Raw genomic sequence first — 13,033 nt, forward strand, 5'->3', positions numbered from 1 at the left:
GCGACGCCGGGTTTACGCGACGGCGGCGCAGGAGCGTTGAAACATGACCTATCGCCATATCGTCGGCCCCAAGACCCATGTCTTCGCCGATCTCGCGGCGCTGATGGCGAAGGCGACGCCGCTCCGCTCGGGAGACCGCCTCGCCGGCATCGCCGCGGAATCGGCGGAGGAGGGGATGGCGGCGCGCTGGTGCCTGTCTGAGGTGCCGCTGTCGGAGATTCTGGCGAGACCGCTCATCCCGTACGAGGAGGACGACGTCACCCGCCTCATCCTCGACACCCATGACGCGGTTGCCTTCAAGGAGATCGCGCATCTGACGGTAGGGGATTTTCGCGAATTCCTGATCAAGGCCTCACCCGAGACCCTGACCCGGATCTCGCCAGCCATCACGCCCGAGATCGCCGCGGCGGTCTCGAAGATCATGCGGCACCAGGACCTGATCCTGGTGGCACGCAAATGCCGCGTGGTCACGAAGTTCCGCAACACGATCGGACTGCCGGGCCGGCTCTCCGTGCGGCTCCAGCCCAACCACCCCACCGACGACGCGGCCGGCATCACCGCGGCCATCGTCGACGGTCTGTCCTATGGCTGCGGCGACGCCGTGATCGGCCTCAACCCGGCCTCGGATTCGGTCTCCACCCTGAGCGGACTGCTCCACCTCTTCGACGACCTGATCCAGCGCCTCGCGATCCCGACCCAGGGCTGCATCCTGACCCATGTCACCACCACCCTGGAGGCGATGAACCGGGGGCTGCCCGTAGATCTCGTGTTCCAGTCGATCGCGGGGACACAGAAAGCGAATGCCAGCTTCGGCGTCACCCTTCCGATCCTGAAGGAGGCGCACGAGGCGGCCCTCGCCCTGAAGCGCGGCACCGTGGGCGACAATTGCATGTATTTCGAGACCGGACAGGGTTCGGCGCTCTCGGCAAACGCCCATCACGGCATCGACCAGCAGACCCTGGAAGCGCGGGCCTATGCCGTGGCACGTCCGTTCCGGCCGCTCCTCGTCAACACCGTGGTCGGGTTCATCGGACCGGAATACCTCTATGACGGTCGCGAGATCATCCGGGCCGGGCTGGAGGACCATTTCTGCGGCAAGCTCATGGGCCTGCCGCTCGGGTGCGACGTTTGCTACACCAACCATGCCGAAGCCGACCAGAACGACATGGACACGCTCCTGACCTTGCTGGGGGCGGCCGGCTGCACCTTCGTCATGGGCATTCCCGGCGCCGACGACGTGATGCTCAACTACCAATCCACCTCCTTCCACGACTCGCTCTACGTGCGCGAGGTGCTCGGCCTGAAGCGCGCGCCGGAATTCGAGGCGTGGCTCGAACAGATCGGCCTCACCGACGCGGATGGGGCTCTCCTGCCCGAGGGGCCGAGCGCCCGCCTCATCGCGGCCGCGCCCGGCCTGTCCGCCGAGAAGGGAATCGCCGCATGAGCGCCGACGACGCGACGATGGACCCCTGGGCCAGATTGAGCCGGCTGACACCGGCCCGGATCGGACTCGGACGGGCCGGCACCGGCATGCCCACCATCGAGGTGCTGCGCTTCGGGCTCGCCCATGCCCAGGCGCGGGACGCGGTTCACACGCCGATGGATGCCGCTGAGGTGGCGTCCGGGATCGCTTCCCTGGGTTATCCCACACTCAGCCTCGCCTCGGCGGCACCAGACCGGGCGACCTACCTGCGCCGTCCGGATCTCGGGCGGACCCTGAGCGACGAAAGCGCGACGATCCTGCACGACCGACCGTCAGAGCCGGTGGACCTCGCCATCGTCGTGGCGGACGGGCTCTCGGCCCGGGCGGTGCACGAGGGTGCGGCCGGCTTCCTCGCCGCCTTCAAACCGCATATCGACAAGGCCGGCTGGACCCTGGCTCCCATCGTGGTGGCGACGCAAGGACGCGTCGCTCTCGGCGACGGGATCGGCGCGGCGCTGAACGCCCGTGCCGTGGCCGTCCTCATCGGCGAGCGGCCCGGCCTGTCGTCGCCCGACAGCCTCGGCATCTACCTCACCCTCGACCCGCGCGTCGGGCGTTCGGATGCCGAACGCAACTGCATCTCCAACGTCCGTCCCGCGGGACTCTCCCACGATCTCGCAGCGTTCAAGCTCGAGTGGCTCCTGCGGGAGGCCTTCATACGCGGGATTACCGGGGTGAACCTCAAGGACGGCAGCGGTCTCGAACTCGAACCCCCGCCGCGGCAGCAGGCGTTGGAAAATGGGGTCGACACCGCCTCGCAGGCCTGAGCGATCGGGCGACGGCACGCATCGGTGATCGAGGGAGCAGGTTTTCGGTCGAACGACCTCGCGATGTCTCGGCGGTCAGGTCTGCTTTCCCTGCAATCCCAGTGTTGGGAATATGCAGGGGCGAGCGGTGCTGCGACCCCGAGAACCACGCATGAAACCGCACCTTGTGCTGTCGCAGATCTGGTCTGGACGGGACCTCTGCGTATGCGCGGATGAATTTACCTTGCCCTGCCGAGACTTACCCACGCGCCGGAGAGACGTGCCGACAGACTTGCAGAGAGACTTGCCGGCCGGATCGATCTGAAGAGCTTCGACTGCTCTTGGCTCAAGCGTGGCTGTGGCGGGGTCGCAACACCGCGAAAGCATCCCGACTTCGCCTTGGGACACGCCCTCATTCGCCGCGATCCCGCCATAAACCGGGACCACCTCAACATCCGCGGTAAACGACAGTTTCCCCAACGCTTTACCGCTGAATTCCGAGACTGCGTTTCACGGTGTCGAACGACGCTTCACCGGCGTCGCGTGCCATCGCGTTGATAACCGACAGCCGGGCTTCGCCCGAAGCGTATGAGACGGGGGCCGAGAGAGCCGATGGACGCGCGTACCACAGACAAGTCGAAGCTTCCGAGCCGTCACGTCACGGAAGGGCCCGAGCGGGCTCCGCACCGCTCGTATCTCTACGCGATGGGTCTCACCAAGCAGCAGATTCACCAGCCGCTGGTGGGTGTGGCTTCGTGCTGGAACGAGGCGGCGCCCTGCAACATCTCGCTGATGCGCCAGGCGCAGGCGGTGAAGAAGGGTGTGGCCGCCGCCAACGGCACGCCGCGCGAGTTCTGCACCATCACGGTCACCGACGGCATCGCCATGGGCCATGCCGGCATGCGCGCCTCGCTGCCCTCACGCGAGGTCATCGCCGACTCGGTCGAACTGACCATGCGCGGCCATGCCTATGACGCCCTCGTCGGCCTCGCCGGCTGCGACAAGTCCTTGCCCGGCATGATGATGGCGATGGTGCGCCTCAACGTGCCCTCGATCTTCATCTATGGTGGCTCGATCCTGCCGGGTTCGTTCCGCGGCAAGCCGGTCACCGTGCAGGACCTGTTCGAAGCGGTCGGCAAGCACGCCGTCGGCGACATGACCCTCGACGATCTCGACGAACTGGAACAGGTCGCCTGCCCCTCGGCCGGTGCCTGCGGCGCGCAGTTCACCGCCAACACCATGGCGACCGTCTCCGAGGCCATCGGCCTCGCGCTACCCTATTCGGCGGGCGCACCGGCTCCTTACGAGATCCGCGACAGATTCTGCATGACCGCGGGCGAGAAGGTGATGGAGCTCATCGCCAAGAACATCCGCCCGCGCGACATCGTCACCCGCAAGAGTCTCGAGAACGCGGCGGCCGCCGTCGCGGCCTCGGGCGGCTCCACCAACGCGGCCCTGCACCTGCCGGCGATCGCGCATGAATGCGGCATCAAGTTCGACCTGTTCGACGTCGCCGAGATCTTCAAGCGCACGCCCTACATCGCCGACCTGAAGCCGGGCGGACGTTACGTCGCCAAGGACATGTTCGAGGTCGGTGGCATCCCCCTGCTGATCAAGACGCTGCTCGATCACGGCTTCATCCACGGCGATTGCATGACGGTCACCGGCCGCACCATCGCCGAGAACATGGAGCACGTCGCCTGGAACCCGGACCAGGACGTGGTCCGCCCCGCCAATGCGCCCATCACCGTCACCGGCGGCGTCGTCGGCCTGCGCGGCAACCTCGCACCGCAGGGCGCCATCGTGAAGGTCGCCGGCATGTCGGCCGAGAAACAGGTCTTCACCGGCCCCGCTCGCGTGTTCGACGGCGAGGAGGCCTGTTTCGAGGCGGTCCAGAAGCGCACCTACAAGGAAGGCGAAGTCCTGGTCATCCGCTACGAGGGTCCGAAGGGCGGTCCCGGCATGCGCGAGATGCTCTCGACCACCGCCGCTCTCTACGGCCAGGGCATGGGCGACAAGGTCGCGCTCATCACAGACGGTCGCTTCTCCGGCGCCACGCGCGGATTCTGCGTCGGCCATGTCGGCCCCGAGGCCGCCATCGGCGGACCGATCGGGCTGATCAAGGACGGCGACATGATCACCCTCGATGCGATCAAGGGCACGCTCGACGTGGCCGTGACCGACGAGGAATTCGCCAAGCGCCGGGCGGAATGGACGCCGCGGACCAATACCGCGACCTCCGGCTACCTCTGGAAGTACATGCAGACTGTCGGACCTGCAGTGGACGGTGCCGTCACCCATCCGGGGGGCGCCGAGGAGATTCAGACCTATGCGGATGTCTAGGACTGACCTTCGCCGGCCCGCGCGGCCGGCAGGGGCCGATCCCGGTCGCACCGCTCGTCGGGTGGGGCGTCATGTGGCGGCGCTCGGGCTGCTCCTCGTCGGCGCCACCTCGGCGCTAGCGCTGGACCCCGCCGCGCGCACGCCGGTGCCGGCGACGGGCGGCTACCGCACGGCTCGAGAGGCCCTGCGCTCCGGCGTCCGCGACTACAATGCCGGCGACAAGGAAGGCGCCGCCCGCGCGCTCGAATACGCCGCCGGCCAGGGCCATGCTCTCGCCTTGTGGAAGCTCGGCCGGATGTATGCCGAAGGCGACGGCGTACCCCATGACGATCTGAAGGCGTTCGAGTTCTTCTCCCGCATCGCCGACGACAATACCGACGACGGGCCGGACACCCAGAATTCGGGCGTGGTCGCCAGCGCCTTCACGGCGCTCGGCACGTATTTCCTCGATGGGATCAAGGGCACCTACGTGCGCTCGAACCCGGAGCGGGCATACGACATGTTCAACTATGCGGCCTCGTATTTCGGCGATCCGAACGCGCAGTACAATCTCGCACGCCTCTACCTCGAAGGGACCGGCGTCGATGCCGACCCGCGTCAGGCGGCTCGGTGGTTCAACCTCGCCGCCGAGAAGGGCCATGCTCCGGCACAGGCGCTGCTGGGCGATCTGCTGATGAACGGGCAGGGCGTGCCGGCTCAACGGGCTCGCGGTCTGATGTGGCTTTCGCTCGCGCGGGAATCGGCCCAGGGGCGCAAGGACGACTGGATCGTCGCGCTCTCGGACAAGGCATGGGCGACCGCCACCGAGGAGGAGAAGGCCGCAGCCCAGGCACAAGCCCTGCAGGCTCAGGCGCAGGTCACCGGCTCGGCGAGACGGAGACGGTAGGCGCGCGCCGGGCTGTCAGCCCGGCGACCATGTTGGATGGTTCGATCGGTCTCTCGACGATCTAGTTCGTCTTCGCCGCCACGGCGGTCACGAAAGACGGACGGTTCAACGTCGCATCGACATAGGCGGCGAGCTTCGGCCAGCGTCCGGCATCGACCGTTTCCTTCGCCAGTCGAAGGTTATGGAAGACGGTGACGACCGAGATGTCCGCGATGCTGAAGGCGTCGCCCACGAGGTAAGGCCCCGTGATCTGACTCTCCAGATAGTCAAAGAGCTTCGGAAAATCTTCGGTCACCGCTTTGGCGACCACGGCCTCGTCGCCGGTCTTTCCCATCATCACCGGCTTCACGATCCGCTCCGAGAACGGCTTGATCATCACCGAAAACATCTCGGTATCGCCGAACTTATCGAACCAGACCGCGCGGGCCCGCTCCTTCGGAGCCTGAGGCCAGAGGGCAGGGGCCGGGTGCTTGGCCTCGATATAGGCGGAGATCGCCGAGGAATCGGCGAGGCGGAAGCCGTCATCCTCGATCGCCGGGATCTTGCCGAGCGGGCTGCAGGCCTGAAAACTCTCATCGGGAGCATGGAAGAAAACCGGCCTGTGCTCGAAGGCGACGTCCTTCTCGGCGAGGGTCACGAGAATCTTGCGGACGAAGGGCGAGTAACTGGTGCCGTAGAGGATCATGCGGAGAAGAAACCTGCTGTGATGGGACGATGCGGCTGCCTGCGGGGGCATGAGCCGTACTCATGATCACATAGGGCCGTGATCCCATTCGATCACCCCATGCAGGGCGTAGCCGCCGAAAAGCTGCCGCACGCGAACCCGACGCCTCGCCTGCCGGGCCATCTCAGAAAGGGCGCGGGGAAGGTCGTGCCGTGGGGTCACGTCGAACCCCGCGAGCCAGCGATTGAGCACCCATCGCGCCGGGCGGGGCAGGCGGGCCTGATCCCCGAAATCGACCACGTGCAGGGCACCCGCCGGCGCCACGTGGCCGGCGGATTCGGCAAGGACCGCATTCCAGGGTGGGATCATCGACAAGGCGTAGGAGATCACGATCCGGTCGAATGCCGCTTCACCGAACAGGGCGGCGGGGTCGAAGGCCGTGGCGTCGCCCCTGGCGAGGCGGATGCGATGACCGAGACTGGCGCGGGCGACGGCGCGGCCCGCCGTGTCGAGCATCTCCGCCGAAACGTCGAGGCCGAAGCAGCGGGCCTCCGGATAGGTCCGGGCGATGCGGACGAGATTGCGCCCGGTGCCGCAGCCGATCTCCAGCACGCTGCCACCGACGGGCGGCTGAAGCTCCGCGATCATCGCATCGCGGCCGAGGAGGTAGAATTTCCGGCTGGCATCGTAGATGTGGCGCTGGCGCCGGTACATCCGGTCCATCAGGCGCGCCGCCTCGCTCATGCCGAGGCCAGGCGGTAGAGGTGGAACGCGCCGTAGATCGACGAGCGGTCCTCCTCGCCGAGCCGGCGGCTTTCCTCCTCGGCATAGTCCCATGCGCCGAGGATGGAATCCGGAACGCGGCCCGGAAGCCGGCGCTCGTCGGCCGCCGTCCGGAAGATCACGCGGGCACCGGGCCGCGCGGTCCGGGTAATCTGGGTCCACAAATCGGTGAGGTCGGCATCGGTCATCCAATCCTGCGCATCGAGGAGGATGACGGCATCGACGCTCGACGCCGGGCTCGCGCGCAGGAACTCGGTCATCGATTGCTGGCGGAAGCTGAGGCGGCCGGCGCGCTGGCGCAGCACGTCGTAATGGCCGGCCTGAAGATAGGGCGGCAGCGACGCGTCGGGGGCGGATTCGTAGGCGCGGCCGAAGGCCTGCCATGCGAAGTAGTTGGACCGGATCGGGAAACCGCAGGCCAGTCGCTCCAAACGGTGGCGCAGGATCGCCGCCATCCCGCCGGCCTCGTCTCCCGCAAGCGCCACGTATTGCGCGGGCGGGATGCCGAGACCGTAGAGCGAAGCCGGCTGGCGGATCAGCCAACGGATGAAGGTCTTCTCGAAGAGCGGGGCCAGATCGGCCTCGAAGATGGCCCGCTGCTCCTCCATGTCGCGCGCCTTCAGCACCGCCCCGAGATCGCAGCCGTAGCGTCGGGCGAGCCAATGCCCCGCACCGATGAAGCGCCCGAGCAGGCCGTGGCGATAGAATCCGGTTTCGAACGCCGAAATGCGACGCCGCCCGTCGAGGCGCCGGGCTTCCCAATAGGCGCGGGAGGCCGGATCGAGATGCGGCCGGATGATGTCGTCGTAGGCGGTGACGTTCTCGGGCCGGGAGGGGCGGCCGAAGAAACCGAAGAAGCCGGCATGGTCGGGCAGGTGTTCGAGGGCGGCGAGCTTGAGGTGACCCAGGGCCACATGGGCGCCGTTGAGGTCGACGGCGCTGATCCGGCCGGGATTGGCGGTGAGGTAGGATAGCGCGTTGCAGCCACCCGAGGCGATGGTGACGACGTGGTCGTCGGGCTGCAGCCGCAACGCCGCCATGTCGACCACGGGGTCTTCCCATATTTGCGGATAGACCAAGCCGCTGAAGGCCGCCGTGAACAGGCGCTCCGACAGACCCGCTCTCGAGAGAGCCCGATTGCGATGGACCGCCTGGTTGAGCCCGAGGCTGGTCTCGCGGCGAATGGCCCGTGCTGCGCGCGTCATGCGGGGTCTCGCGTCGCTGGTTGGCGTGATCGACGCCAGCGCCGTTACGGCATCCGCATGACCGCCCGGTGACGGAGGAGGATCCATGGGCTGCGCCGGTCACGGACGATTCTTTCGTCCTTTCGGTCCTCCCTCGCGAAATACTCCCCTGCGGGTCGGCTTCAGCGCGACAGCAATTCGATCGTCACCGGCACGTGGTCGGAGGGTTTTTCGAGGCCGCGCAAGTGTTTCTGCACCGAGGCGGAGACGAGACGGTCGGCAGCCTGCGGCGAGAGCAGCAGGTGATCGATGCGGATGCCCTGGTTCCGCTGCCAGCACCCGGCCTGATAATCCCAGAACGTGTAGAGGCCCGCCTTCGGGTCGCAGGCGCGCAGAGCCTCGGTGAACCCTTCGGCGAGAAGGGCGCGGAAAGCCGCGCGGGTCTCTGGAAGAAACAAGGCGTCGTTCACCCAGGCAGCCGCGTCCGCGGCATCCTCGGGCTCCGGGATCACGTTGTAATCGCCCGCGAGCACCAGGGCCTTTTCCTCGGCCAGAAGCGCGCGCGCATGCACCCTGAGCCGGTCCATGAAGCCGAGTTTGTACGTGTATTTCGGTCCCGGCGCCGGGTTGCCGTTGGGCAGGTAGATCGAGGCCACCCGCACGGGCGCCATGTCCTCGCCGGTGATCAGCGCCTCGATGTAGCGGGATTGCTCGTCGCTCTCGTCGCCGGGCAGGCCACGGCGGATCTCGCTCATGACGAGCGGTGCCCGTACCAGCAGCGCCACGCCGTTATAGGCTTTCTGCCCCAGCGTCTCGACGGCATAGCCGGCCGCCTCGATCTCGGCGCGAGGAAACCCCTCGTCCTGGCATTTCAGCTCCTGCAGGCAGACCACATCGGGCTTGGCCTCGCCGAGGAAGCCGACGAGATGGCCGAGCCGCTGCTTGACCGAATTGACGTTCCAGGTGGCAATCCGCATGGGCTCAGAGATCCGGTCGGAGAAGGCTGCTCGTCATCGGGCCTTCGCGCCGGGCTGGCAAGATGTCGGCGACCATCGGAAGGCGTCGACCGCTTCGGAAGGCGTGAGCATGGGGACGGCGATGATGTCCGACGGCTGGTTCGCACCGATCCGGGCCTATTGCGAGCGCGGCGATGCGAGTTTCTGGGCCGAACCGCTGAACGCGCTCTCCAACGCCGCCTTCCTCATCGCCGCCTTCCTGGCCTTCCGCCTCGTCGCGGTCGGTCGGACGCGCGACCCGGCGACGATGGCGCTGTCCGGCCTCGTCGCCATCGTCGGCATCGGCTCGTTCCTGTTCCACACTTTTGCCGTGCGCTGGGCGATGCTGGCCGACGTCATTCCGATCGCGCTCTTCATCTACGCCTACTTCTTCCTCGCCCTGCGGCGCCTTCTCGGGCTTTCCATCTTACCGGCGATCCTCGCGACACTCGGCTTCGTCGCCTTCGCGGCCGGGCTTGAGCCTGCCCTCGACGCCACGACCGGCCGCTCGATCGACAGGCTCAGCAACGGCTCCATCGCCTACCTTCCCGCCATCCTCGCCCTGGCCGGCGTCGCGGGCGGATTGCTGATGCCGCAGACCTGCGCGCTCGGGCCGGCGAGACGTCGCGCGGGCCTGTCGCTCCTCGCCGTCGCCGGCGTGTTCACCCTGTCCCTGACCTTCCGGACCCTGGATGCCGTGCTGTGTCCGAGCCTGCCGGCGGGCACGCACTTCCTCTGGCATTGTCTCAACGCCGCCGTCCTCTACGGCCTCGTCGTCACGGCATGGCGGTTCAGGGCGGAAGTGGAGACTCCGACGCCAGCGGCGTGAAGACAGGGGCTTGCCCGAATGATCGGAGGGCGAAACGGACTTCGCCGATGCCGATCCGCCATTGCCCGTATCGGCCGGATAGCGGCTCCGATCCGCAATCGTCTCGCGCGACCGAGCCTTCCTGAATCACCACGGGTTTTGTTGCGCCACCAAGGGATTCGTTGCAGAAGAACCGGCCGTTCGAAGGAGCGGCATCGAGCACACGCCTGACCGACGCGCCACCCGCGTCCGGCCGAGCGCAGTCAGATACGGATCGCGTCCATGTCACAGAGCCTCCGCCTCGGCGTCGCCGGTCTCGGCACCGTCGGTGCTTCCGTCGTCCGGATGGTGGCTCGCCGCGCCGAAGCGATTTCCGCCGCCACGGGACGCGAGGTCCGCCTCACCGCCGTCTCGTCGCGCGACAAGACCCGCGATCGCGGCCTCGATCTCGCCGGCGTGACCTGGTTCGACGATCCGGTCGCCCTGGCCTCTTCGGGCGAGGTCGATTGCGTCGTGGAACTCATCGGCGGCTCGGAAGGTCCGGCCAAGGCCACGGTGGAAGCCGCCATCGCGGCCGGCAAGCACGTGGTCACCGCCAACAAGGCGCTTCTCGCCCATCATGGTGCGGCCCTGGCGAAGGCGGCCGAGGCGAAGGGCGTCACGCTGGCCTATGAGGCCTCGGTCGCCGGCGGCATCCCGGTGATCAAGGCCCTGCGCGAAGGGCTGACCGGCAATGCCGTGTCGCGCGTCTACGGAATCATGAACGGCACCTGCAACTACATCCTCACCCGGATGGAGCGTGAGGGCCTGACGTTCGAAGCCTGCCTGAAGGACGCACAGGCGCTCGGTTACGCCGAAGCCGACCCGACCTTCGACGTCGAGGGCTTCGACACCGCTCACAAGCTCGCCATCCTCGTGAGCCTCGCCTTCGGGGTCGAGATCGACGCAGAGGGGGTTTCCGTCGAGGGCATCTCGGCGATCCAGCCCCTCGACCTGAAGATGGCCGAGGAACTCGGCTACCGGATCAAGCTCCTCGGCGTCGCGCAGGTCGCGGTCGGCGGCATCGAACAGCGCGTGCATCCGACCATGGTGCCGAAATCCTCGGCCATCGCCCAGGTGATGGGCGTGACCAACGCCGTGACCATCGATGCGGATGCGGTGGGCGAGCTCACCCTGATCGGTCCGGGAGCGGGCGGCGAGGCCACCGCTTCGGCGGTCGTCGCCGACATCGTCGACATCGCGACCGGCGTCGCGCGCCCGACCTTCGGTCGCCCCGCCGCGAGCCTCTCCGCCTCCGAGCGGGTGGCGATGCAGCGGCATGAGGGCGGTTACTACATCCGTCTCACCGTCCACGACCGACCCGGCGTCGCCGCCGGCGTCGCCACGCGGATGGCCGAGCGCGACATTTCGATCGAGAGCATCCTGCAGCGCCGCTCGGAGAGCGCCGCGACCAAGGATCCGCACGGCCGCTCCGGCCAGCCGGTCCCGCTGGTATTAATCACCTACGCCGCCACCGAGGGCACCATCCGCGCGGCGCTCGACGCCATAGCAGCCGATGGGCTCCTTGCCGAAGCGCCGCAATTGATCAGGATCGAACGCGAATAAGAAGGCCGCCCATCGCGGCCCAGACATCAATGAGGGACGGGACCAAGATGGCGGACGACTTTGTCGGGGTGGTGGGAAGCATGGTCTCCCGCACCTTCAGCCTCGAATTGGCGCGCGTGACCGAGCGCGCCGCCATCGCAGCCGCCCGTCTGCGCGGCCAGGGCCGGGAGAAGGAGGCCGACCAGGCCGCCGTCGATGCCATGCGGCGCGAACTCAACCTCCTGCCCATCAATGGGACCGTCGTCATCGGCGAGGGTGAGCGCGACGAGGCGCCGATGCTGTTCATCGGCGAGCAACTCGGTACCGGTGCCGGCCCGAAGGTGGACATCGCCGTCGATCCGCTGGAGGGCACGACTCTCTGCGCCAAGGACATGCCCGGCGCCATCGCCGTAATGGCCCTGGCCGAGCACGGATCGCTGCTCGCCGCGCCGGACGTCTACATGCAGAAGATCGCCATCGGCCCGGGCTACCCGCAGGGCCTCGTTGATCTCGATGCCAGCCCAGCCGACAACATCGCCGCGCTCGCCCGCCACAAGGGCTGCAACCCGGCCGAGATCACCGCCATCATCCTCGATCGGCCACGCCACATGGCCCTGGTCGCGGCCGTGCGCGAGACCGGCGCCGGGATCCGGCTCATCTCGGATGGCGACATTGCCGGCATCATCCACACGACGAGCCCCGACGAGACCGGCGCCGACATCTATCTCGGCATCGGCGCGGCACCGGAGGGCGTCATCGCGGCAGGCGTCCTGCGCTGCATCGGCGGCCATATGCAGGGCCGACTGATCCTCGACACCCACGACAAGCGCGAGCGCGCGGCGCGCATGGGCATCAGCGACCCGAACCGGAAATACGAGCTTGCGGACATGGCGCGCGGCGACGTCATCGTGGCCGCGACCGGCGTCACCGACGGTGCGCTGCTGCAGGGCGTGCGGTTCAAGGCCGGCATGATCGTGACCGAGACCGTGGTCTACCGCTCCTCCACCGGCACGGTCCGCCGCATCGTCGGCGAGCATCGGCGCCCTGAGCGGTTCGAGACCTGAACGCCATGTCGGCCCTCACGATCCGCCCCGTCCGGCCCGACGAGCGTGAGCCTTGGGAGGGATTGTGGTCGGGGTATCTCGATTTCTACCGCGCCGCGATCCGCCCGGAGATCCGCGACCTGACCTGGTCGCGCCTGCACGATCCTCTGGTGCCGCTCCATGCCCTGGTGGCGGAACAGGACGGCACGCTCGTCGGCCTCGTCCACTACATCTTCCATGCCTCGGCCTGGACCCGCGGTCCGTATTGCTACCTGCAGGACCTGTTCACGGCGCCGCAAGCACGAGGTAGGGGCGCGGCCCGTGCCCTGATCGAGGCTGTGACGACGGAAGCCCAACGCGCGGGCGCCGACCGGGTCTATTGGCTGACGATGGAGGATAACGCGCCGGCACGCGCGCTCTATGACAGGCTCGCCGACCGGCCCGGCTTCATCCAGTACCGGCGGATCCTGACCCCGGACCAGAAGGACGCGCTGGCCCCAGGAACCTGACATCG

At 67.7% G+C, this 13,033-nt stretch carries 12 protein-coding genes; 8 read left to right on the forward strand and 4 right to left on the reverse strand.

The features are described from left to right. The first annotated feature begins 43 nt into the window (after positions 1–43). The 4 genes from A3OK_RS0102140 to A3OK_RS0102155 all read left to right on the forward strand — a co-directional run bounded on the left by A3OK_RS0102140 (position 44) and on the right by A3OK_RS0102155 (position 5,458). Entirely contained in the window at positions 44–1,444 is a 1,401-nt protein-coding gene (locus tag A3OK_RS0102140; RefSeq protein ID WP_019903285.1) for an ethanolamine ammonia-lyase subunit EutB, read from the forward strand. Beyond that, complete coding sequence (gene eutC, locus A3OK_RS0102145; RefSeq protein ID WP_019903286.1) at positions 1,441–2,250, forward strand: ethanolamine ammonia-lyase subunit EutC; 810 nt, start codon at positions 1,441–1,443, stop codon at positions 2,248–2,250. The genes A3OK_RS0102140 and eutC overlap by 4 nt, the downstream gene beginning before the upstream one ends. A gap of 591 nt (positions 2,251–2,841) precedes the next feature. Further along, positions 2,842–4,572 (forward strand): dihydroxy-acid dehydratase, encoded by a 1,731-nt coding sequence (ilvD, locus tag A3OK_RS0102150; protein WP_019903287.1) that lies wholly within the window; start codon positions 2,842–2,844, stop codon positions 4,570–4,572. Further along, complete coding sequence (locus A3OK_RS0102155; RefSeq protein WP_026596845.1) at positions 4,559–5,458, forward strand: tetratricopeptide repeat protein; 900 nt, start codon at positions 4,559–4,561, stop codon at positions 5,456–5,458. The genes ilvD and A3OK_RS0102155 overlap by 14 nt, the downstream gene beginning before the upstream one ends. 61 nt (positions 5,459–5,519) lie before the next feature. Here the strand turns inward: A3OK_RS0102155 and A3OK_RS0102160 are convergent, their stop codons facing one another. The 4 genes from A3OK_RS0102160 to xth form a co-directional block, all read right to left on the reverse strand. After that, positions 5,520–6,143 (reverse strand): glutathione S-transferase family protein, encoded by a 624-nt coding sequence (locus tag A3OK_RS0102160; protein WP_026596846.1) that lies wholly within the window; start codon positions 6,141–6,143, stop codon positions 5,520–5,522. Between the two features lie 66 nt (positions 6,144–6,209). Further along, positions 6,210–6,866 carry a class I SAM-dependent methyltransferase gene (locus A3OK_RS0102165; protein WP_036302101.1) on the reverse strand — a complete coding sequence of 219 codons (657 nt, stop codon included), beginning with the start codon at positions 6,864–6,866 and terminating at the stop codon, positions 6,210–6,212. Next, positions 6,863–8,110 (reverse strand): DUF3419 family protein, encoded by a 1,248-nt coding sequence (locus A3OK_RS0102170; protein ID WP_019903291.1) that lies wholly within the window; start codon positions 8,108–8,110, stop codon positions 6,863–6,865. Before A3OK_RS0102170 ends, A3OK_RS0102165 begins: the two co-directional genes overlap by 4 nt. 161 nt (positions 8,111–8,271) lie before the next feature. Beyond that, complete coding sequence (xth, locus tag A3OK_RS0102175) at positions 8,272–9,066, reverse strand: exodeoxyribonuclease III (RefSeq protein ID WP_019903292.1); 795 nt, start codon at positions 9,064–9,066, stop codon at positions 8,272–8,274. Positions 9,067–9,190: 124 nt separating this feature from the next. On the opposite strand from xth, the gene A3OK_RS0102180 reads away from it, so the two are divergent. The 4 genes from A3OK_RS0102180 (at position 9,191) to A3OK_RS22215 (ending at position 13,028) form a co-directional block, all read left to right on the forward strand. Beyond that, positions 9,191–9,913 (forward strand): ceramidase domain-containing protein, encoded by a 723-nt coding sequence (locus A3OK_RS0102180; protein WP_026596847.1) that lies wholly within the window; start codon positions 9,191–9,193, stop codon positions 9,911–9,913. A gap of 261 nt (positions 9,914–10,174) precedes the next feature. Further along, positions 10,175–11,497: a homoserine dehydrogenase gene (locus tag A3OK_RS0102185; protein ID WP_019903294.1), complete on the forward strand. Its 1,323-nt coding sequence runs from the start codon at positions 10,175–10,177 to the stop codon at positions 11,495–11,497. Between the two features lie 47 nt (positions 11,498–11,544). Next, entirely contained in the window at positions 11,545–12,540 is a 996-nt protein-coding gene (gene glpX / locus A3OK_RS0102190; protein ID WP_019903295.1) for a class II fructose-bisphosphatase, read from the forward strand. A gap of 5 nt (positions 12,541–12,545) precedes the next feature. Further along, on the forward strand, positions 12,546–13,028 hold the full coding sequence (locus A3OK_RS22215; protein WP_019903296.1) for a GNAT family N-acetyltransferase: 483 nt from the start codon (positions 12,546–12,548) through the stop codon (positions 13,026–13,028). Positions 13,029–13,033 lie beyond the last annotated feature (5 nt).

It is taken from the genome of Methylobacterium sp. 77, assembly GCF_000372825.1.
Taxonomy (GTDB): Bacteria; Pseudomonadota; Alphaproteobacteria; order Rhizobiales; family Beijerinckiaceae; genus Methylobacterium.

Coding starts and splice junctions, on each gene's coding strand:
- A3OK_RS0102140 (WP_019903285.1), top strand. CDS start 44: ATGACCTATCGCCATATCGTCGGCCCCAAGACCCATGTCTTCGCCGAT.
- eutC (WP_019903286.1), top strand. CDS start 1,441: ATGAGCGCCGACGACGCGACGATGGACCCCTGGGCCAGATTGAGCCGG.
- ilvD (WP_019903287.1), top strand. CDS start 2,842: ATGGACGCGCGTACCACAGACAAGTCGAAGCTTCCGAGCCGTCACGTC.
- A3OK_RS0102155 (WP_026596845.1), top strand. CDS start 4,559: ATGCGGATGTCTAGGACTGACCTTCGCCGGCCCGCGCGGCCGGCAGGG.
- A3OK_RS0102160 (WP_026596846.1), bottom strand. CDS start 6,143: ATGATCCTCTACGGCACCAGTTACTCGCCCTTCGTCCGCAAGATTCTC.
- A3OK_RS0102165 (WP_036302101.1), bottom strand. CDS start 6,866: ATGAGCGAGGCGGCGCGCCTGATGGACCGGATGTACCGGCGCCAGCGC.
- A3OK_RS0102170 (WP_019903291.1), bottom strand. CDS start 8,110: ATGACGCGCGCAGCACGGGCCATTCGCCGCGAGACCAGCCTCGGGCTC.
- xth (WP_019903292.1), bottom strand. CDS start 9,066: ATGCGGATTGCCACCTGGAACGTCAATTCGGTCAAGCAGCGGCTCGGC.
- A3OK_RS0102180 (WP_026596847.1), top strand. CDS start 9,191: ATGTCCGACGGCTGGTTCGCACCGATCCGGGCCTATTGCGAGCGCGGC.
- A3OK_RS0102185 (WP_019903294.1), top strand. CDS start 10,175: ATGTCACAGAGCCTCCGCCTCGGCGTCGCCGGTCTCGGCACCGTCGGT.
- glpX (WP_019903295.1), top strand. CDS start 11,545: ATGGCGGACGACTTTGTCGGGGTGGTGGGAAGCATGGTCTCCCGCACC.
- A3OK_RS22215 (WP_019903296.1), top strand. CDS start 12,546: ATGTCGGCCCTCACGATCCGCCCCGTCCGGCCCGACGAGCGTGAGCCT.